Consider the following 19,553-nt stretch of genomic DNA (forward strand, 5'->3'; position numbering starts at 1 on the left):
GGTGGGGGGGACGCCGTAGGCTCGGGGGACACGCGGAAGTCATGAGGAGCGCACGATCGTGAATCCAGGTGATGTCAACCTCCAGCAGTTGCTGGAGCAGGCGCAGCTCATGCAGCAGCAGCTCGCTACGGCTCAGCAGGAGCTCAATGACGCCCAGGTCGAGGGGTCGGCGGGGGGCGGGCTGGTGGTCGCCACGGTGAACGGCGGGGGGGAACTGCTGGAGCTGAAGATCAGCCCGGCGGTGGTGGATCCGGGTGATCCGCAGGAGACGGCGGACACGATCGCCGATCTGGTGATCGCCGCGGTGCGGGACGCGGTACGGGCGGCGGGCGACCTCCAGCAGGAGAAGCTCGGTCCGCTCGCGCAGGGACTCGGCGGGGGCGGCCTCCAACTGCCGGGGTTCTAGCCGCCATGTATGAAGGTGTGGTCCAGAACCTGATCGACGAGCTCGGGCTGCTGCCCGGCGTCGGTCCGAAGAGCGCGCAGCGGATCGCGTTCCACCTGCTGTCCGCAGATCCGGCCGACGTCAAACGACTCGCGCACGCGCTGCTCGAAGTGAAGGAGAAGGTCCGCTTCTGCCGCGTCTGCGGGAACGTCGCGGCCGAGGAGGAGTGCCGGATCTGCCGGGACGCCCGCCGCGACCCGCACGTCATCTGTGTGGTGGAGGAGTCCAAGGACGTCGTCGCCATCGAGAAGACCAGGGAGTTCCGCGGGCGCTACCACGTGCTCGGCGGGGCGATCAGCCCGATCGAAGGCGTCGGACCTGACGATCTGCGCATCCGCGAGCTGATGATCCGGCTGGCGGACGGCGAGATCACCGAGCTGATCATCGCCACCGACCCCAACCTGGAGGGCGAGGCGACGGCCACCTATCTGGCCAGGCTTGTTAAGCCGATGGGTTTGAAAGTGACACGATTGGCCAGCGGTCTGCCCGTGGGCGGCGATCTCGAGTATGCCGACGAGGTCACTTTGGGCCGCGCTTTCGAAGGACGGAGGCTGCTGGATGTTTGACGAGTGGAGTGCGCTCGCCGATCGGGTCGCGGCACACGCGCAGAACTATCTCGACGGTTTGACCCGGCTGGCGAGCGGCGAGGGTGGTGACGCCATCCTCCCCATGCTGCTCGTCGAGGTGTCCCAGGTCAGTCTGGCCGGCGCGCAGCTCGGCGCGGCCCAGGACGTGATCTTGCAGGGCAACTTCGAGCCGGCCACCGGCCCGGACCCCGATCTCGACGGCGTCCGCACGGCGCTCGCCACCCGCCTCGGCGAGGTGGACGACTACGCCGAGGTGTTCGACCCCTACAAGGACACGGTCGTCACGCCGTACCGCCTGTCGGACGACCTGGCGGCCGTCGCCGCCGATCTTGTGCACGGCCTCGGCCACTACCGCGCCGGGCGTCCGCTCGAAGCCCTGTGGTGGTGGCAGTTCTCCTATTTCAACACCTGGGGCAACCACGCCGGCGCGGCCATGCGGGCCCTGCAGGCGCTGGTCGCGCACACCCGTCTTGACGTGGTGGAGGAGTCCACGATCGCCTGAATCCGTCCACATGGTGGTTATTCGATTCGGCCCTTTCAGCGGCGTCGATAGACTGTGAGCTCCGCAGACTGAACCTTTGGGAGACATCCCGTGGCGCTCGTTGTCCAGAAGTACGGTGGTTCCTCCGTCGCCGACGCCGCCCGCATCAAGCGGGTCGCCCAGCGGATCGTCGCGACGAAAAAAGCCGGCAACGATGTCGTGGTGATCGTTTCGGCGATGGGCGACACGACGGACGAACTGCTCGACCTGGCCCAGCAGGTGACGCCGCTGCCTCCGGGCCGCGAGCTGGACATGCTGCTGACGGCGGGTGAGCGCATCTCCATGGCGCTGCTGGCCATGGCCATCGCCAACCTGGGGCACCAGGCGCGGTCGTTCACCGGTTCCCAGGCCGGTGTGATCACCGACTCCACCCACGGCAAGGCCCGCATCATCGACGTGACGCCGGGGCGCATCGCCGAGTCGGTCCACGACGGGCAGATCGCGATCGTCGCCGGCTTCCAGGGCGTCTCGCAGGACACCAAGGACATCACCACGCTCGGCCGGGGCGGTTCGGACACCACGGCGGTCGCGCTGGCGGCGGCGCTCGGCGCCGACGTCTGCGAGATATACACCGACGTGGACGGCATCTTCACCGCCGATCCGCGCATCGTCGCCGCCGCCCGCCAGATCCCGCGCATCTCCTACGAGGAGGCGATGGAGATGGCCGCGTGCGGCGCCAAGATCCTCCACCTGCGGTGCGTGGAGTACGCGCGGCGCTTCGACCTGCCGATCCATGTCCGCAGCTCGTTCAGCAACAAGGAAGGGACGTGGGTCGTCTCCTCCGATCCCAACACTGAAGGAATCGAGATGGAACAGCCGATCATCTCCGGTGTCGCGCACGACCGGAGCGAGGCGAAGATCACAGTGGTCGGCGTCCCCGACAAGGTGGGAGAGGCCGCGGCCATCTTCCGCACCCTGGCCGATGTCGAGATCAACATCGACATGATCGTGCAGAACATCTCGGCGGCGGCCACCGCCCGCACCGACATCTCGTTCACGCTGCCGTCCGCCGACGGCTCGGTCGCCGTCACGGCGCTCAAGCGCATCCAGGACCAGATCGGGTTCGAGAAGATCCTGTTCGACGACCAGATCGGCAAGGTGTCCCTGGTGGGCGCGGGCATGCGCTCGCACCCCGGGGTCACCGCGAAGTTCTTCGGCGCGCTGGCCGACGCCGGGGTCAACATCGAGATGATCTCCACCTCGGAGATCCGCATCTCGGTCATCGTCGGCCAGAACGAGGTGGACGCCGCGGTCACCGCCGCGCACGCCGCGTTCGACCTCGACGCCGACCAGGTCGAGGCCGTGGTGTACGGGGGGACCGGCCGATGAGCGAGCAGCGTGAGGGCCGTCCCACCCTGGCCGTCGTCGGCGCCACCGGCGCGGTCGGCACGGTGATGCTCGACATCCTGTCCGGCCGTCCCGACGTGTGGGGCGAGATCCGGCTCATCGCCTCGGCCCGTTCGGCGGGCAAGCTGCTGCGGGTGCGGGGCCGTGAGGTCGCCGTGGTCGCGCTGTCCCCCGAGGCGTTCGACGGCGTGGACGTCGCGATGTTCGACGTGCCGGACGAGGTGTCCGCCGAGTGGGCGCCGATCGCCGCGTCCCGGGGCGCGGTGGTCGTGGACAACTCCGGGGCGTTCCGCATGGACCCCGACGTGCCGCTGGTGGTGCCCGAGTGCAACGCCGAGCAGGTGCGCGCGCGGCCGAAGGGCATCATCGCCAACCCCAACTGCACCACGCTGTCGATGATGGCCGCCCTCGGCGCGCTGCACCGGGCGTACGGCCTGCGCGAGCTGGTCGTGGCCTCCTACCAGGCGGTGTCCGGCGCGGGTGTGGTCGGCCCGGCGCGGCTGTACGACGAGATCGAGGCGGTCGCGGGCAACCGCTCGCTCGGCACCGTCGCCGGCGACGTGCGCAAGACCGTGCCCGACCTGCTGGACTCGCCGTTCCCCGCGCCGCTGGCGCTGAACGTCGTGCCCGCGGCCGGGTCGTACAAGGGGGACGGCTGGTTCTCCGAGGAGCTGAAGGTCCGCAACGAGTCCCGCAAGATCCTCGGCATCCCGGACCTCAAGGTGTCGGCGACCTGCGTGCGGGTGCCCGTCGTCACGACGCACTCGCTGGCGGTGCATGCGACCTTCGCCGGGCCGGTGACGGCGGCGGACGCCCGTGCGGTGCTGGAGGCGGCGCCCACCGTGGTCGTGCTGGACGACCCGGAGAACGGCGTGTTCCCGACTCCGGCCGACGTGGTCGGCACCGACCCGACCTACGTCGGCCGCATCCGGCAGGCGCTGGACTTCCCCAACACGCTCGACATGTTCGTCTGCGGCGACAACCTGCGCAAGGGCGCGGCGCTGAACACCGCGGAGATCGCCGAGCTGCTGGCGCCGGAGTTCACGTCCTAGCCGTCAGGTGAACGCGATGTCCCAATGGCTCGGCTCGTTGGCGTACACCGTGTGACCGCTCGGCCGGTACTCGTGGTAGAGCCCGGCGCCGTCCCCCCGGACGGCGCCGGAGCGCTTTCCGCGGATGAACCGGTCGACGCACCTGTTGTGCTCGATGTCGATCTTGTAGCCGCTGCCGTGGCTGCGCGGGCCGTGCGCGTGACCGGTCTCGGTCCCGCCGGTGACCACGATGGGGCAGCCGCTGCGGCGTTTCAGGTCGACGATCCCCCACAGCGTGCCGAGCCGTACCTGATCCAGTGATGTGCATGTGGACCGGTGCCGGTTGACGCAGCGCCCGGAGGAGCGCCATCGGAGACCTGCGTGCCTGAGCCTGTTGGCGGCTTCCTGGTGGGGGAGCCGCAGGTTCTGAAAGAGCGCGTGCTGCCTCCAGAGCACCGGACTGACCCGCCCGGTCACCAGGCCCGCTTTCAGCCTCTCCACGGCCTTCACAGCTCTTGCGGCCGACGTCAAGGATTTAGCTGCTTTCGTAGCCTTGGTCGCTTTCGCTGCCTCGACCTTGGTGGCCTTTCCGGACTTGATGGTTTTGGTGCCCTTAGCCGCTTTGACGGCTTTCAAGGCATTGGTGGTCCCCTTCCTCGGCGTCTTCGCGACGTTCAGCGCAGCCTGTGGCCGGCGGTGGACCTTCGCGGGTTTCCCGCGCCGGATGAGCCGGTGGGCCGGTGAGGCCTCGCGGTGCTCGGCCTTGTGCCAGATGTGCGCCGCCTGGCCCGCCTCCAGTCCGGGTGACGAGTACAGTCCGGCGCGGTCCCGCGCCGACAGATTCCTGGACAGGGCCGAACCGCTGTCGGCCGAGGCGGGCGCCGTGGACGACGCCAGCGCGGTCACCGTGATGTGCACGGCGAGCAGCGCGCTGGCACCAAGCCACGCGGGCCCCCGTGTACCGGGATGCGAACCCATATAGATCCTCTGTTGCACGGGCGCCCTTCCGCCAAGAAGATCTATCCCACCCGCGGAAAGTGCCGACTCCACTGCTCTGTGGGTTTTGGTCGGAATATGGCGGCCACGCTGTGCGTCTGTGACCTTGACCGGCTCTGGGTCGTACAGTGGGCCCGTGGCCGAATCGACGCCGAGAGCGCGTGGGGGAGAGAAGACCCGGCAGGTCATCGTCGAGACGGCCCTTCGCCTGTTCAAGGAACGGGGATACGAGGCGACGACGATGCGCGCCATCGCCGCCGAGGCGGGCGTCTCGGTGGGAAATGCCTACTACTACTTTGCGTCAAAAGAGCAGCTGGTCCAGGCTTACTACGATCTGGCCCAGTGTGAGCACGAGGCCGCCTGCTCCGAGCTGCTCGCCGGCGAACGGGCGTTCGCGGTGCGGCTGCGCGGCGTGCTGCACGCCTGGGTGCGGGTGTCCGAGCCGTACCACGAGTTCGCGGTCAAGTTCTTCAAGCACGCCTCCGAACCGGACAACCCGCTCAGCCCGTTCAGCGGGGAGTCCACCCCGGCCAGGGAGGCGGCGATCCGCGTCTACCGCGAGGTCGTGGAGGGTTCCGGGGACCACAGGATCGACTCCGACCTGCGCGAGGAACTCCCCGAGCTGCTGTGGTTGTCCTGGCTCGGCGTGGTGCTGTTCTGGGTGCACGACGGTTCGCCGGGGTGCGAGCGCACGTACCGGCTGATCGACGTGATGGTCCCGCTGATCGACCGGCTGGTGGGGTTGTCCCACCTGCCCGGCCTGCGCGGGGTGACCAAGGACTTCATCACGGCGGTGCGCGAGCTGCGGGCCTGAACGGACGCGCGTCGGCGCGGGCCCTGTGCGACATACCGTCCGGTTGGTATGGTCGGCGCCAGGAGGTGGACGGTGAACCGCTGGGGTATCACGATCCCGTTCTTCGATCGCGCGATGGCCGATTCCAGGGACCTGGTAGCCGAGCTGCCGGGGCTCGGCTACACCGACGCCTGGTCCGCGGAGGTCAGCGGCACCGACGGGTTCGTGCCGCTGGCGCTGGCCGCCGGCTGGGCCCCCGAGCTGCGGCTCGGCACCGCCATCGTGCCGGTGTCCACCCGGGGCCCCGGCCTGCTCGCCATGTCCGCCGCCACCATGGCCGACGTCGCGCCCGGGCGCTTCGTGCTCGGCATCGGGTCCTCGTCGCCGGCCATCGTGGAGCGCTGGAACGCGGGCACGTTCGTCAAGCCGTACGCCCGCACGCGCGACACCCTGCGCTTCCTGCGCACCGCCATGACCGGCGAGAAGGTCACCGAGCAGTACGAGACCTTCTCGGTCACAGGCTTCCGGCTCGACCGGGCCCCGAAGGTGCCGCCGAAGATCATGCTCGCCGCGCTGCGCCCGCGCATGCTGCACCTCGCCGCGAGCGAGGCCGACGGCGCCATCACCAACTGGCTGTCGCCCGGGGACGTGCGCACGGTGCGGGCCGAGATCGGCGAGGACACCGAGCTGGCCGCCCGCCTGTTCGTCTGCGTCACCGAGGACACCGACCGGGTCATGGACCTCGGCAGGCGCATGCTGGCCGCGTACCTCACGGTGCCGGTGTACGCGGCGTTCCACGAGTGGCTCGGCCGCGGCGAGACGCTGCGGCCCATGCAGGAGGCGTGGGCGGCGGGCGACCGGCGCGCGGCGCTGAAGGCCATCCCGGACGAGGTGGTGAACGACCTGATCGTGCACGGCGACGCGGCCACCTGCCGGGCCCGGATCCGTGAGTACGTGGACAACGGCCTCACCACCCCGGTGCTCGCGCCGATCCCCGCGGGCGAGGTCACCGTGCCCGAGGCGGTGCGCGCCCTCGCGCCCGCCGCGTCCTGACGGCGGCGCAGGAACTCCGGCGCCACGGCCGCGCGTTAACGGAAAGCGCGTGGGGGTAGGGGCGCCGGCGGATCCGGACGCCCTGTCGGGCGCGGGGACGCAAGGACAAGAGGTGGCCACGATGGGCAAGGCTGGACGCGCCGCCGCGACATGGCGGACCTACCGTGACGTGACCCGGCCGGGAGCGCCCGGCCTGATGGCGAGGGTAAGGGCACTGCCGAGGATGATCGGCGGCACCCTGCGCGGGGAGTACGGCGGGCTGAGCAAGCGCAAGCTGGCCATGATGGGCCTCGGCGTCGTGTACATCGTCTCGCCGTTCGACCTCATCCCCGAGTTCCTGCCGCTGATCGGCGTCACCGACGACTTCGGCGCGTTCCTGTGGCTGATGAGCTCCCTGCTCGGCGAGGGCGGGCGCTACGTCGACTGGGAACGGCAGCGGGTACGCGGCGAGGTGCTGCCGGACGACGGCCACCTGCCGCCGGCTCCGCCGCGCCGGTAGAACCTCACACCTGGCGGCGCCGCGCGTCGCGGCGGACGGCCCGCGACGGGCCGACCGGGCACCGGGAAACGCGGCGCGCCTAGATCTCCTCCTGCAGGAGCCAGGCGCGTGAGGGGAGCGGGTGGCCGAACAGCCGGGCCGCGTTGCCGTAGGCGACCCGGGCGATGTCGGCGGGCGGCAGGCTGCCGAGGTTGCGGGCCAGCGTCTGCTGCACGTCGGGCCAGGTGGACTCCGACCGGGGGTAACCGCTCTCCAGCAGCACGTGCTCCAGCCCCACGGCCAGCCGCACCCCGGACAGGGCGTAGTCGTCCAGGGTGCCGAAGAAGAAGTTGCGGCGCAGCACCTCGCTGGGCTTCAGGCCGCCCTCCCAGGTGGCCTCGCCGGCCACGGGGTGGTCCAGCGCGTAGTCGGCGCGGGCCGCGAGCATGGGCACCCAGCCGACGCCGCCCTCGACGATGAGGATGCGCAGCTTGGGGAAGCGCAGCGGCACGCCGGACCACAGCCAGTCGGCGCAGGCGAACATCGCGCTGGCCGGGATCATGGTGGTGATCGCCTCGATGGGGGTGTCCGGCGAGGGCACCGGCGACCAGGACGAGGCGCCGGTGTGCAGGCACACGACCGTGCCGGTCTCCTCGCAGGCCGCGAAGAACGGGTCCCAGTGGCCGGTGTGCACGGACGGCAGCCGCATGCGGGTGGGGAACTCGGGGAAGAGCACCGCCTTGAAGCCGCGGGCGGCGTTGGCCCGGATCTCCTTGGCGGCGACCTCGGGGTCGGCCAGCCAGGGCAGCTGGAGCGCGATGATGCGCTCGGGGTAGGTGCCCGCCCACACGTCGCAGTGCCAGTCGTTCCAGGCGCGGGTGAGGGCCAGGCCGAGGTCCTGGTCGCGGGTGCGGGCGAAGGCCATGCCGGACTGCACGGCGAGCATGCCGGGGAAGTTGACGGCCGCCCAGATGCCGGCGGTGTCCATGTCCTTGATCCGGGCCTCGATGTCGTAGCAGCCGGGGCGCATCTCTTCGAACCGCACGGGGTCCAGCGTCCACTGCTCGCGCGGCAGGCCCGCTCCGGCGTCCAGCCCGGCGCAGGAGTAGGTGGTGCCGTTGTACCGCCAGACCTGGTGGCCGGACTCGGTCTCGATGACCTTGGGGGCCGCCTCGGTGTACTTCTCCGGCAGGCGGTCCTCGAACAGGTCCGGAGGCTCGATCACATGATCGTCCACAGAAATGATCACATAGTCGCGCCGCCTGGGCTCGGGGTCAGGGGGCAGCGATGTGTTCACGAGCAAACCGTATGCCGCACGAATAACACGAGACAAGCTGGGAGGTCTCCGGTTGGTATCCGTTCGCGCGCGGAGCGGCGTCCCGGTGTCAGCGGGTAACTGTCCGGGAACATGACGAATTCCAGACAGGGATTGTCAATGGGCGGCCGGTCGGGTGGCACCGTCCCGCGGCCCTCAGGAACCCGGGGCGGGGCGGGCGGCGGCCGGCGGGGTCACGGCCTCCGCGGCGGGGGTCTGCCCGGACGCCTCCTCGGCGGCATCCCGCAGGTCACGGGCCTCACGGCGGATCAGCATGAACCATCCGCCGATCGCGATCCCGATGAACAGCCACCACTGCACGCCGTACGCGAGGTTGAGCCCGCCGCCTCCGCCGACGTCGGGTTCGGGCACCGGCTCGGGGGCCGTGGCCGCGGCCGGGCGTTGCCTGGTCAGCTCGACGAATCCCCCGAACACCGGATAGGGCAGGCGCCCGGCGATGCCGGGGGTGTCGATCAGCATGATCTGGTTGGCCGGCAGGCCGGGGAGGGTGCCGATGCCGGTGCTGTCCTCGGTCTCGGCCGGGCGTAGCCGGCCGGTGACACTTACCTCACCGGCGGGCGGCGGCGGGACCTCCGGCGGGGTGTCGGCGGTCGGCCCCATCGGCACCCATCCGCGGTTCACGAGCACGGCCGCGCCGCCGGGTGTGACGAGCGGCGTCAGCACGAAATAGCCCGGCATGCCGTTCTGCACCCGGCGCCTGACCAGCAGCTCGTGTGCGGGATCGTAGCTGCCGGTGGTGGTGACGCCCCGGAAGCGCATCTGCTGGGGAACTCCCGCACCCGGCCTGTCCAGCCGTTCCAGGGGCACCGGCGCCGCGGCGAGGTTCGTGGTGGCCAGTTCGCTCGCCGCCGACCGCTCCTCGAACCGCCCGAACTGCCAGCGTCCCAGCAGGATGAAGGCGGGGATCAGCACGAGGACCAGCACGTGGAGTGCCAGCCAGCGGGGCGTGAGGAGGAACCGGTACACGTTCTCAGAGTAGGCAGGCGGGCGGGCGGTCCGTGACGCGGCCACCCGCGGGCCCGGTCCAAGATCTTTGCGAACCGGTCGCGGCGGGCGGGGGCATGCCGTACGGTCGTTGAGGTTTCTCATCCCCGATCACCCCATCGGCATGCCCTTCTGCCTTCCGGGAGCCCCCGCCACGATGACCGTGACCACCCTCGTGCCGGTGTCCGACGCACGGCACGTCGAGTTGCCTCGATTGTCAGCACTGATCCGGCACGCGGTGCCGCGCGTGCTGGAAGGCATGATCTTTCCGGTCGCGGTGTTCTACGCCGGGCTGATGCTCGCCGGGGTCACCGGCGGGCTGGTGATGGCGGTGGCCTGGGTGTACGGCGGGGCCGCGCTGCGGCTGGCGCGCCGTCAGGCCGTGCCGGGCACCGTCCTGCTCGCGATGCTGGCGATCACGGCCAGGGTCGCGCTCGCGCTGGTCACCGGGGACCTGGTGGTCTACTTCCTCCAGCCGACGCTCGGGGTGTTCTGCGCCGGGCTGGCGTTCCTGACCACGGCGGGCGCGCGCCGCCCGCTCATCGAGCGGGTGACCACCGACCTCGTGCCGCTGCCGGACCACCTGGTCGGGCATCCCCGCATGCGGCGGCTCTTCGTGCAGCTGTCGGTGCTGTGGGGGACGGCGCAGTTCGTCAACGGCACCCTGAGCCTGTGGCTGCTGTTCAGCGAGCCGATCCAGACCTACCTGATCGTCCGCACCGCGGCGGTCGCGGCGCTGATGTGCCTGGCGGCCCTCGCCACCCTGCTCGCCTTCCGCCGGGTGCTCCAGGCCGTGCAGCGCGAGGACGCCGCGCCGCCGGCTGCCTAGCCGGCCAGGCGGCGGGCGCCGGGGCCGGGGCAGGGGTTGACCTCGCGGGGCGAGGTCACCTCGTGGCCGTCGGCGCACACCAGGTGGCCGGTGATGGGGGCGCCGCAGTCGCGGTGGGTGAGGAGCACCGGGGGGCCCGCCGAGTCGGCGAGGTACCGGTCGCCCCAGTGCATCAGGCTCACCAGGATCGAATAGAGATCGAGCCCCTTCTGCGTGAGGCGGTACTCGTCGCGGCGGCGGCTGCCGGGCTCGCGGTAGGGGACCTTGCGCAGCAGGCCCTCCTCCACCAGGCGGGCCAGCCGGGCGCTCAGCACCTGGCGGGGGGCGCCGGTGCCCGCCTGCATGTCGGCGAACCTGCGGACCCCGCTGAAGGCCTCGCGCAGCACGAGGAGTGTCCACTTCTCGCCGATGACGGAGAGGGTGCGCTCGATCGAGCAGTTCTCCACTCGGAAGACGTCACGCTCGGGCATGGACGAATCGTAGGTCGTCATCTTCATCCTTCCCAACCCTGCTAAGTCTAGTTGACAGACTCAGGTGCTCTCCGCAAGGCTGAGTCCATGCTTCGAACCCAGGCGCCGAGCCCCCCGGTCTCGCCCGCCGCCGCACCCGCCGTGCCCGCCGTGGAGATCCGGCCGGCGCGGATGGACGACGAGGAACGGGTCGGCGCCTTCGTGGCCGGCCTGTCGCCGCGCACCCTCACCCTGCGGTTCTTCACCGGGTACGGGCGCACCGACCGCAAACTGGTCCGCGCGCTGATCGCCGTCGACGAGCGGCGGGACGTGCTGCTCGCGGTGGACGGCGGCGAGCGCGTGCTCGGGCACGCCATGGGCTACCTGCGGGACGGCTCCACCGAGATCGCGGTCATGGTGGCCGACGAGTGGCAGGGACGCGGCATCGGCTCCCGCCTGGTGCGGGCGCTGCTGCGGCGAGCCGTCGCGCGCGGGGCGCACGAGGTCGGCATGGACGTGATGGGCGACAACCGCCGGGTGCTCGCCATGATCAAGCGGCGCTGGCCCGGCGCCCGGATGCGGATCGAGGCCGCCGTCGTGGAGGTCGCCGCGCCCATCGGCCCCCTCTGAGCCCGCCGCCGTCCGGGGGGGTCGCCGTCGTGCCGGACCGCTCTGGAGGCCGCTATGATGGGGGCGCCTCCAGGCCGGTTTGCAGAACAACGTTCTGTTGAGTCACCATTGACTTCGTGAAGAGCCCGAAGAACAGCCGTGACGGCCGCACCCGCATCATCGAGGGAGCGCTGCGCCGGTTCAGCCAGGATGGCGTCTCCAGCACCACCCTCGCCAGCCTCCGTCAGGAGAGCGGGGTGAGCGTTGGCAGCTTCTACCACCACTTCGCCAGCAAGGAACACGTCTTCGGGGTGCTCTACGCCGAGATCCAGGGCATGTATCAGCGGGCCTTCATCGAGGAACTGCGCAGGCACGAGAGCGCCAGGGACGGCATCGAGGCCATCGTGGCGATGCACATGGCGTGGTGCGGGGAGCACCCGGAACGGGCCCGCATCCTGATCAGCGAACGGCCGCCGCGCCGCGAGGAGCCCGGCGGCCCCGAGGTCGCCGAGGCGCGCCGGGCCTTCTTCCGCGAGGTGTCCGACTGGTGGCGCCCGCACATGAAGGACGGCGTGCTGCGGCCGGTGGCGCCCACGATGTGCTACGTCCTGTGGCTCGGCTCGGCCACCGAGATGTGCCGCCTGTGGTTCTCCGGCGCGCACCAGCCCACCTCGGAGGAGATCCAGGACCTGTGCCAGGCCGCGTGGAACAGCCTGCGCGTGCCCTAGCCCACGCGGGGGTCAGGCCCGCGCGGGCGACCGGCCGGCGGTGAGCCGGTGGAGCCTGGTGTGCACGTGCCAGACGTCCTGGTTCAGAGAGATGTCCAGCCGCAGGTCCTGGCGGTGACGCCGCAGGCCGGGCACCTTGTAGCGGTCCTGGACGTCGAAGCGGCCCCGCCGGGGGTAGCCGAAGCCGAGTGCGTCGGGTAGGACGCGTAAATCGTCCCGGTTGCCGCAGCGGGGGCACGTCCATGCGACCAGATCCATGCCACGGTGGTAGTCGTGGCAGGCGAGGAAGAACTCGTCCGGCCGGAATCGGGACTCGCACGCGAAGCACGGGATCAGCATCGGGATCCGCTCCTAGGAACACAAGGGTGCGGGCTTTACGCTCCTTTGATACTCGTACCCACTTGAACGGCACTTGCGAACCGCTTATAGCCACCCGGCACCCCAGCTAGGTCGCTGACCTGCGCGGCTGGTCCTGTTTATCCCGTGTTGATCCAACGTTGAGCACCAGCCGGAACCCTGGGGACGTGGGCACGGAGCTTGGGGGGTTCGAGGTCCGTGCCACGTCCGGCCGGTCGTCTTCGAGAGGCGGCCCGGCCGCCGCGGGTCGCCTTCCGGTGAGTACCGGGCCCCCTGGCGTCCCGCGGCGGCGGACGGCCGGCCGGGCACTCGTACGGTCCGAACCTGGAACTCCGACGGAACGCGGTGAGCCATAGATGATCAACCATGTATGGATGACACGCATGGACGACGAGCCCGGCTGGGACGTCCAGGACCTAATCGCTGACCTGGTCCAGCTTCAGAAGGGCGCGCAGATCGGCGGCCTCGGGGGAGCCCAGCCGCGTGAAGATGTCCAGGGCGCGCCTGAGGCAGTCGCCGCTCCGCCGGACGCTGCCGGTCCCGGCGAGGGCCCGGCCTAAGACCGTCAGCGAGAGCGCCTCCCCGTACGGATGCCCGATCTCCCTGCTCAGCGTGAGCGCCTGCTCCGCGTGCCGCACCGCGTCCCTGAACCGCTCGGCGGCGATGAAGGTCTCGGCGAGACGGCAGCACACCCGCTGCTCCCACACCTTCTGCCCGCCCGCCCGGAAGAAGTCCAGGCACTCGGCGTGGTGCACCACGGCCTCGGTCAGCCGTCCCACCCGGGTCAGCACGATGCCGAGGTGGTAGCGGGCCCTGGCCATGCCCGCGCCGCTGCCGAGCTCGGTGAACAGGGCGAGGCCGCGCTCGGCGGCCGCGATGGCCGCCTCCGCGTCGCCGAGCAGAAGGTGGTCGCGGGCCGAGTAGCTCGCCACCAGCGCCTCCCCGGCCACCGCGCCGATCTCCCGGTACGCCCGCAGCGCGGCGTCGAACCAGGCGAGCGCGTCCTCGTGCCGCCGGGCCCGCCCGGACACCACGGCGAGCCCGTTGAGGATCTCGCCGGTGACGATGCGGTCGCCCGTGGCCGTCGCCAGCTCCAGGGCGGCCCGGAACTGCTCCTCGGCGTCGGACAGCCGGTTGGCGCCGAACAGCACGCGGCCGAGGACGTACCGGCAGCGCAGTTCGCCGGCCCGGTCGCCGATGAGCTGGGCCGCAGCGAGCACGGCGCCGGTGCGCGCGGCGAACTCCCTGACGTAGGCGCCCGACTCCAGCAGCGGCTCCATGGCCAGCAGCAGGTCGGCGGCGGGCAGCAGCGCCTCGGGCGTCGGGCCGGACTCGGCGGTCTGGCCGATGGCGGCGAACAGGGTCTCCGCCTCCACGGTGAGCCAGGCGATGGCCTCGGCCGCACCGGAGAAGCCCCGGCCGGTGCCGGGGACGGCGACCAGGTGGTCGGCGATGACGCTGCCCTCGTACGCCAGGCGGTGCGCCGCCTGCGCGGAGGCCAGGTAGAAGCCGAGGAGCCTGCGCAGCGCGAGCGCGCCAGCCGCGGGGTCCTCGGTGGTCTCGGCCTGGCGGCGGGCGAACAGCTTCAGCAGGTCGTGGAAGCGGTACCGGCCGCGCGCGGGCGCTTCGAGCAGGCTGACGTCGACCAGGGACTCCAGCATGTCCTCGGTCTCCATCGGGCTGAGGGTGAGCACCCCGGCCGCGGCCAGCACCGAGATGTCCGGGCCGTTCGGCAGCGACAGCAGCCGGAACGCGCGGGCCTGGCCTGGTTCGAGGTGGTTGTACCCGAGGGCGAAGGTCGCCTCCACGGTGAGGTTGCCGATGCGCATCTCGTCCAGGCGGCGGTGCTCGTCGGTGAGCCGCGGCACCAGGGAGGCCACCGTCCACGAGGGACGGGCGGCGAGCCTGGCGGCCACGATGCGCACGGCCAGCGGGAGGAAGCCGCAGATCGCCACGACGTCCATCGCGGCGGCCCGCTCGACCGACACCCGCTCGGGGCCCGCGACCGCGGAGAACAGGCCGAGCGCCTCCTCCGGCTCCATGACCTCCAGGTCCAGCAGGCGGGCCGAGGGCAGGTCGGCGAGTTTGACCCGGCTGGTGATGACGGCGGCGCAGCCCGCGGTGCCGGGCAGCAGGTGCGCGACCTGCGCGGTGTCCCTGGCGTTGTCCAGCAGCACGAGCATGGACCGCTCGGCGAGCAGTGAGCGGAACAGCGCGGCGCGCTCGGCGAGGCCGTCGGGGATGACGTCCACCGGGAGGCCGAGCGCGCGCAGGAATGCGGCGAGCACCGACTCGGGTGCGGTGGGCTCCTCGGTGTAGCCGCGCAGGTCGGCGTAGAGCTGGCCGTCGGGGAACACGTCGTGCAACGAGTGGGCCACGTGCACGGCGAGTGCGGTCTTGCCCACACCTCCTATGCCGGACACCGCCACGACGGGCACGCCCTCGCTGCCGGTGGCGCTGGTCAGCAGGGTGCGCAGGCGGTTGACGGCCTCCTTGCGGCCGGTGAAGTCGCTGACGGCGGCCGGGAGCTGGGCCGGGCGCGGCAGCTCCTGCATGTGGTCGTGCTCGTCGTCCTCGTGGCCGGGGGCGGCGGCGTCGCGCGCGGCGGAGGCGGGGCCGCCCTGCGGACGGCCGGTGCCGCGCTGGCGTTCCTTCGCGTCCTTGCCCTTGTCGTCCCGCGGCGGGGCGTGCGGCCGGGGCGGGGCGGCCCAGCCGAGCGCGGGGTCAGCGGACAGGACGCGCTGTTGCAGCGCCGCCAGCTCGGGGCCGGGGTCGATGCCGAGTTCCTCGACCAGGGCGCGGCGGGTCTCGGAGAACACCGTGAGCGCGTCGGCCTGCCGCCCGCAGCGGTAGTAGGCGAGCATGAGCTGGCCGCGCAGGCGCTCGCGCAGCGGATGCTCGGCGGTGAGGGCGATCAGCTCGGGGATGACGTCGGCGTGCCGCCCGAGGTTGAGGTCCAGCTCCATCAGCGTCTCCACGACGCCGATGCGGCGCTCGATGAGCCTGCCGCGCTGGTTCTCGATGTAGGGCCCGACGGCGCCGGCCAGCGGCTCGCCGCTCCACAGCGTCAGCGCCTCGCGCAGCGTCTCGGCGGCGCCCGACGGGTCGCCCGCGCGGCGCTCGGTCTCCGCGGTGGTGACGCGGCGCTCGAAGACGGCGAGGTCCAGCACGCCCTGGGGAAGGCGCAGCGCGTAGCCACGGCCGACGGAGGTGAGCAGCTCAGGCCGGGTGCGGGGCGAGCGGCCCGGCTCCAGCACGGCCCGCAGCCGGGACACGTAGGTGCGCAGCGCGCCGAGCGCCCGCGGCGGTGCGTCCTGCCCCCAGACCGCGTCGATCATCTCCACCGGGGTGACGGCGCGGCCCTCGCGCAGCAGCAGCATGGCGAGGATGGATCGTTGCAGCGGAGTGCCGAGTTCGAGCTCCATGCCGTCTCGCCACGCCTGCACGGGACCCAGCACGGCGAACCGCAGGCCAGCCTCGCCATCTTGACCAGCCATACTTCTTGTTCTCCAGCCTGCGACCAGTTTGCGTTGAAAATAATAGATCCCCGCAAGCATTCTCCCTATGCGCTCGGCATCTCGTTAATCAGAGCGTTGATTTCTCGTCAATCTCCCGTTGAACTGCGCGGCTCATGCTGAGGGCACGGATCGGGCGCGACCCCCGCGGGGGCGGCCGCGCACACCCGTGGCCGCCGCGCCGGGTCCCCGTCCCCGAATCGGGCCCGGCAGGGTGTCTCAAGCGCCTTGCAGGCGCGGATAAGGCCGCTGTAAGTGGCTTGCAGGCGGTCGGTTCTATCAATGAGACACAGCAAGCCCCGGCAGGCAAGAAAACCGGGGAGCCCTCATCTCAGGAGAACCACCATGAACCGCTCGATCCGCAACATTCTCGGCTTGGCTGCCGCCTCCGCCGTCATCGCCGTCGGCCTCCCCGCCTTCGCCTCCTCGGCCGGCGCGGCCACCGCCCCGGCGAGCAGCACGAGCTACGACTTCGAGGACGACTGGGGCTACTACTACTCCAAGTACTACGACCACGACTCCCGAGCCAAGGCCAAGGGCCAGGTCTGGGAGGACGACCACGGCAAGATCCACGTCTCCGGCAAGGTCTACGACAAGCACTCGCCCTGGTGGCTGTGCGGATACGTGCAGGTCAAGTTCGAGAACGAGGACGGCGACGAGTCGACCTACTGGGCCAGGAAGTGCGGCTCCAACGGCTACCGGGCGTTCCACTTCTACGAGGACGAGGTCGACAGCGTCCAGGTCCGCGTCTGCTACTGGAACGACCACCAGGACAAGAAGAAGTACTGCGGCCGCTGGAACTACATCTACGAAGCCGACGAGGTGTGATCTGCGCGCCGGGCGGTGAGGGACACCTCTCGCCCGGCGGTCTCCGGCAGGTGAGGGCCTGAGCCGAACAGGGCACGGGGTTTCCGGCGGGGGACGAACCGGTGCGTGACGCGCCGGCAGGGCATTCAGGTCACCGATGGGGGACGAACCGGGGGTAACGGGGCCCGGGGGGAAACATCGGGGATTAGGGGATATCGCGGGGGACAACAGGGCCCGCCCGGACGCCGGAAGGCGACCGGGCGGGCCGTGTCGTTCCATGGGTTCATCGAAGGAACGGGGAGCTCACGCCGCTTCCACGAGGCCGAGCCTCGCGTGCATCCGTTCTCGGACCACCGGCCATTCGGAACTCAGGATCGAGTAGTACGCGGTATCTCGGACCGTGTCGTCGGCGCCTCGGCTGTCCGCCCGCCGCACGCCGTCGAGGCGTGCGCCGAGGGCCTCGATGGCGGCCCGGGATCTGATGTTGCGTACGTCGGCCTTCAGGGTGACGCGGTGGACCTGCCAGGTCTCGAAGGCCAGCGAGAGCATCAGGTATTTGCTCTCCCGGTTCACGCCGGTGCCCTGGGCCGAAGCGCCCAGCCAGGTGTAACCGATGTCGGCCACGGACGGGACCTCTCCCACCACGCCACGGGTGCCGGGAGGCCACGGCAGGGGACCCTGCCAGTACTCCAGGTTCATGAGGCGGGTGGATCCGACCACTCGGTCGGTGTGCAGCCACCTGATGGCGAAGGGCAAGGTGCGTCCCTCCGCCTGCTCAGCCAGAGCGGCCGCGACGTACGTGGCCATCTCCTCCCGGCCTGCGGGAACCCGAGTGAAGCCATAGGTGGAGCGGTCTTCACCGGCCGCGGCGACCAGGTCGTCGATCACCGCGGGGCCGAGCGGTTCCAGGCGCACGGAGCGCCCGGACAGGGTGACAAAAGCGGGCATGAGCAAATGATGGTGGGTAGGTCTTTGAACCTGCGCCAAATGCGATGCGACATCTTGGTGAGCGCTGGACGACGGGCCGGTCAGCCCGATGAATCCGCAGGTCAGAGCCGTGATCGCGAGGGGCCGTGCACACGGGGGGAGGGTAAGGCTTCCGTGATCGCGGGGCGGTGACCGCCGTCACCGGGTCCGGGCGCGGTGCCGGACCCGGTGACGGGGTCACGCCGGCCTGACCGGCTAGCAGTCGACCAGGTCGGGCCGCTGGTTGAGGATCTGGGCGCGGGCGGTGACGAACTCCGCGAGCGCCTTCTCGGCCGAGGGATCGAACACGGCGACACGGTGGCAGTTCTGGAAGGCGAGCCGTACGCCGAAGTGGCGCTCCAGGGCGCCGCGCATCGCGTCGCTGGCCAGGCAGCGCAGCAACTGGCCGCGCGCCGCCTCGTCCGGTGGCGGCGTGAGGTTGTCGGCGAACTCGGCCCCGCTCACCTCGCGCCGCCGGACCAGGTCGGTGATCAGCGACCAGGCGTACGGGAGGGAATCGCGGACGCAGGCGACGAACGCCGCGTCATCGACGTCACCCGCGCGCGCCTGGTCGAGGAGCTCGTTGGGAACTGTCAGCGACATGCTTGGTTCTCCTCTCGCAAGGGACGGATCCGACGCTAGGCGCCGCGCCGGTCGCACTGAAGGTGGCGCGAGGGCGACAGTCCTGACCGGCACCCGCCGGTCAGCCCGGTCGCCCGGCGCCACGCCCGGCCTCATGCCACGACGGCGGGACGCTCGCCGTAGACGAAGCCGGGGTCGATCTGGTGGAGAAGGTCCTCGCCGGTGGCGCGGTTGGCCCACGCCCTGGCGTTGCGGGTGTGGAACTCGGCGGTCTGGCGGCCGAACTTGGCCCAGTCCTTCTCCTGGGCCCGCACCCGGGCCAGCAGCACCGACAGCGCCGCGCGGCCGGCGGGTTCGAGGTCGTCGAGGGTGAACCCCCGGCCCTGCTCCATCGCGCGGATCGCCGGGGAGTGCTCCAGGCACACCAGCAGGTCGTCGCCGACCTGCTCGCGCAGGAACGCCACGTCGGCGGCGGAGTGCACCTTGTTGCCGACGACCGCGATGGGCACGTCGAAGTCGCGGGCGTGGTCGCGGTACTGGCGGTAGACGGCGACGCCCTGGCGGGTCGGCTCGGCCACCAGGAACGTCATGTCGAACCGGGTGAACAGCCCCGAGGCGAAGGAGTCGCCGCCCGCGGTCATGTCGACGACGACGTACTCGTCCGGGCCGTCGACCAGGTGGTTCAGGAACAGCTCGACCGCGCCGACCTTGGAGTGGTAGCACGCGACGCCGAGGTCGTCCTCGCTGAAGGGACCGGTGACCATGAGCCGCATGCCCTGCACGGGGACGGCGTGCCGAGCGGAGAAGTAGGGGTCGTCGAGCGTGACCAGCCGCGAGCCCCGGCCGGGCGGGGTGGTCTTGACCATGGACGCGGCGGAGGCCACCCGGGGGTTGTCGCCCCGCAGGTAGTCCTTGATCTCGGGAAGGTGGGCGCCGAGGGGCTCGGGGAGGTCCGCCGGGGCGAGCCCGAGCACCATGCCGAGGTGCTGGTTGATGTCGGCGTCGACGGCCACCACCGGGTCGCCCTGGCGCGCGGTGTGCCTGGCGAAGAGGGACGACAGGGTGGTCTTGCCGCTGCCGCCCTTGCCGACGAAGGCAACTCTCATGTACCCGATCCCAT

General features: G+C 71.0%; 21 protein-coding genes. 12 read left to right on the forward strand and 9 right to left on the reverse strand.

Going from position 1 to position 19,553, the window contains the following annotated elements:
- The first annotated feature begins 58 nt into the window (after positions 1-58).
- From ACFP1K_RS28725 to ACFP1K_RS28745, 5 genes are all read left to right on the forward strand, one after another.
- Positions 59-406, forward strand: a complete 348-nt coding sequence (locus ACFP1K_RS28725) for a YbaB/EbfC family nucleoid-associated protein (RefSeq protein WP_380759035.1) — start codon at positions 59-61, stop codon at positions 404-406.
- 5 nt (positions 407-411) lie between these two features.
- Complete coding sequence (gene recR / locus ACFP1K_RS28730) at positions 412-1,011, forward strand: recombination mediator RecR (RefSeq protein ID WP_380759037.1); 600 nt, start codon at positions 412-414, stop codon at positions 1,009-1,011.
- On the forward strand, positions 1,004-1,534 hold the full coding sequence (locus ACFP1K_RS28735; RefSeq protein WP_380759039.1) for a DUF5063 domain-containing protein: 531 nt from the start codon (positions 1,004-1,006) through the stop codon (positions 1,532-1,534). Before recR ends, ACFP1K_RS28735 begins: the two co-directional genes overlap by 8 nt.
- Before the next feature lie 90 nt (positions 1,535-1,624).
- Positions 1,625-2,902 (forward strand): aspartate kinase, encoded by a 1,278-nt coding sequence (locus tag ACFP1K_RS28740; RefSeq protein WP_380759042.1) that lies wholly within the window; start codon positions 1,625-1,627, stop codon positions 2,900-2,902.
- On the forward strand, positions 2,899-3,972 hold the full coding sequence (locus ACFP1K_RS28745; RefSeq protein WP_380759044.1) for an aspartate-semialdehyde dehydrogenase: 1,074 nt from the start codon (positions 2,899-2,901) through the stop codon (positions 3,970-3,972). Before ACFP1K_RS28740 ends, ACFP1K_RS28745 begins: the two co-directional genes overlap by 4 nt.
- 3 nt (positions 3,973-3,975) lie before the next feature.
- On the opposite strand, the gene ACFP1K_RS28750 is transcribed toward ACFP1K_RS28745, so the two are convergent.
- Positions 3,976-4,869, reverse strand: coding sequence for a hypothetical protein (locus ACFP1K_RS28750; RefSeq protein WP_380759046.1), 894 nt, complete (start codon positions 4,867-4,869; stop codon positions 3,976-3,978).
- A 214-nt stretch (positions 4,870-5,083) separates the two neighbouring features.
- On the opposite strand from ACFP1K_RS28750, the gene ACFP1K_RS28755 reads away from it, so the two are divergent.
- The 3 genes from ACFP1K_RS28755 to ACFP1K_RS28765 all read left to right on the forward strand — a co-directional run bounded on the left by ACFP1K_RS28755 (position 5,084) and on the right by ACFP1K_RS28765 (position 7,292).
- On the forward strand, positions 5,084-5,761 hold the full coding sequence (locus tag ACFP1K_RS28755) for a TetR/AcrR family transcriptional regulator (protein ID WP_380759048.1): 678 nt from the start codon (positions 5,084-5,086) through the stop codon (positions 5,759-5,761).
- Positions 5,762-5,809: 48 nt separating this feature from the next.
- Positions 5,810-6,793, forward strand: a complete 984-nt coding sequence (locus tag ACFP1K_RS28760) for an LLM class F420-dependent oxidoreductase (RefSeq protein WP_380759050.1) — start codon at positions 5,810-5,812, stop codon at positions 6,791-6,793.
- A gap of 121 nt (positions 6,794-6,914) precedes the next feature.
- A complete protein-coding gene (locus ACFP1K_RS28765) occupies positions 6,915-7,292 on the forward strand; it encodes a YkvA family protein (RefSeq protein WP_380759052.1) in 378 nt (125 codons plus the stop codon).
- A gap of 79 nt (positions 7,293-7,371) precedes the next feature.
- On the opposite strand, the gene ACFP1K_RS28770 is transcribed toward ACFP1K_RS28765, so the two are convergent.
- Positions 7,372-8,568 carry an amidohydrolase family protein gene (locus ACFP1K_RS28770; RefSeq protein ID WP_380759054.1) on the reverse strand — a complete coding sequence of 399 codons (1,197 nt, stop codon included), beginning with the start codon at positions 8,566-8,568 and terminating at the stop codon, positions 7,372-7,374.
- A gap of 174 nt (positions 8,569-8,742) precedes the next feature.
- Positions 8,743-9,573 carry an SURF1 family cytochrome oxidase biogenesis protein gene (locus ACFP1K_RS28775; RefSeq protein ID WP_380759056.1) on the reverse strand — a complete coding sequence of 277 codons (831 nt, stop codon included), beginning with the start codon at positions 9,571-9,573 and terminating at the stop codon, positions 8,743-8,745.
- A gap of 175 nt (positions 9,574-9,748) precedes the next feature.
- Between ACFP1K_RS28775 and ACFP1K_RS28780 the strand changes: the two genes are divergently transcribed.
- Positions 9,749-10,420: a VC0807 family protein gene (locus tag ACFP1K_RS28780; RefSeq protein ID WP_380759058.1), complete on the forward strand. Its 672-nt coding sequence runs from the start codon at positions 9,749-9,751 to the stop codon at positions 10,418-10,420.
- Here ACFP1K_RS28780 and ACFP1K_RS28785 read toward each other — a convergent pair.
- Positions 10,417-10,911, reverse strand: coding sequence for a winged helix-turn-helix transcriptional regulator (locus ACFP1K_RS28785; RefSeq protein WP_380759061.1), 495 nt, complete (start codon positions 10,909-10,911; stop codon positions 10,417-10,419). The genes ACFP1K_RS28780 and ACFP1K_RS28785 overlap by 4 nt on opposite strands.
- 66 nt (positions 10,912-10,977) lie before the next feature.
- Between ACFP1K_RS28785 and ACFP1K_RS28790 the strand changes: the two genes are divergently transcribed.
- Both ACFP1K_RS28790 and ACFP1K_RS28795 read left to right on the forward strand, forming a co-directional pair.
- Entirely contained in the window at positions 10,978-11,499 is a 522-nt protein-coding gene (locus ACFP1K_RS28790; protein WP_380759063.1) for a GNAT family N-acetyltransferase, read from the forward strand.
- 116 nt (positions 11,500-11,615) lie between these two features.
- A complete protein-coding gene (locus ACFP1K_RS28795; RefSeq protein WP_380759065.1) occupies positions 11,616-12,206 on the forward strand; it encodes a TetR/AcrR family transcriptional regulator in 591 nt (196 codons plus the stop codon).
- A 12-nt stretch (positions 12,207-12,218) separates the two neighbouring features.
- On the opposite strand, the gene ACFP1K_RS28800 is transcribed toward ACFP1K_RS28795, so the two are convergent.
- Together ACFP1K_RS28800 and ACFP1K_RS28805 are read right to left on the reverse strand one after the other, a co-directional pair.
- Positions 12,219-12,545, reverse strand: a complete 327-nt coding sequence (locus tag ACFP1K_RS28800) for a hypothetical protein (RefSeq protein WP_380759066.1) — start codon at positions 12,543-12,545, stop codon at positions 12,219-12,221.
- A gap of 434 nt (positions 12,546-12,979) precedes the next feature.
- Positions 12,980-16,060 (reverse strand): AfsR/SARP family transcriptional regulator, encoded by a 3,081-nt coding sequence (locus ACFP1K_RS28805; protein WP_380759068.1) that lies wholly within the window; start codon positions 16,058-16,060, stop codon positions 12,980-12,982.
- A gap of 363 nt (positions 16,061-16,423) precedes the next feature.
- On the opposite strand from ACFP1K_RS28805, the gene ACFP1K_RS28810 reads away from it, so the two are divergent.
- Positions 16,424-16,906: a hypothetical protein gene (locus ACFP1K_RS28810; RefSeq protein ID WP_380759070.1), complete on the forward strand. Its 483-nt coding sequence runs from the start codon at positions 16,424-16,426 to the stop codon at positions 16,904-16,906.
- A gap of 282 nt (positions 16,907-17,188) precedes the next feature.
- Here ACFP1K_RS28810 and ACFP1K_RS28815 read toward each other — a convergent pair whose 3' ends face one another.
- The 3 genes from ACFP1K_RS28815 to ACFP1K_RS28825 form a co-directional block, all read right to left on the reverse strand.
- Complete coding sequence (locus tag ACFP1K_RS28815; RefSeq protein WP_380759072.1) at positions 17,189-17,833, reverse strand: GNAT family N-acetyltransferase; 645 nt, start codon at positions 17,831-17,833, stop codon at positions 17,189-17,191.
- Between the two features lie 234 nt (positions 17,834-18,067).
- Positions 18,068-18,454, reverse strand: coding sequence for an SCO5389 family protein (locus tag ACFP1K_RS28820; protein WP_380759074.1), 387 nt, complete (start codon positions 18,452-18,454; stop codon positions 18,068-18,070).
- 131 nt (positions 18,455-18,585) lie between these two features.
- Complete coding sequence (locus tag ACFP1K_RS28825; RefSeq protein ID WP_380759076.1) at positions 18,586-19,539, reverse strand: ATP-binding protein; 954 nt, start codon at positions 19,537-19,539, stop codon at positions 18,586-18,588.
- Positions 19,540-19,553 lie beyond the last annotated feature (14 nt).

This window comes from Sphaerisporangium aureirubrum (genome assembly GCF_042658925.1).
Classification (GTDB): domain Bacteria; phylum Actinomycetota; class Actinomycetes; order Streptosporangiales; family Streptosporangiaceae; genus Sphaerisporangium; species Sphaerisporangium aureirubrum.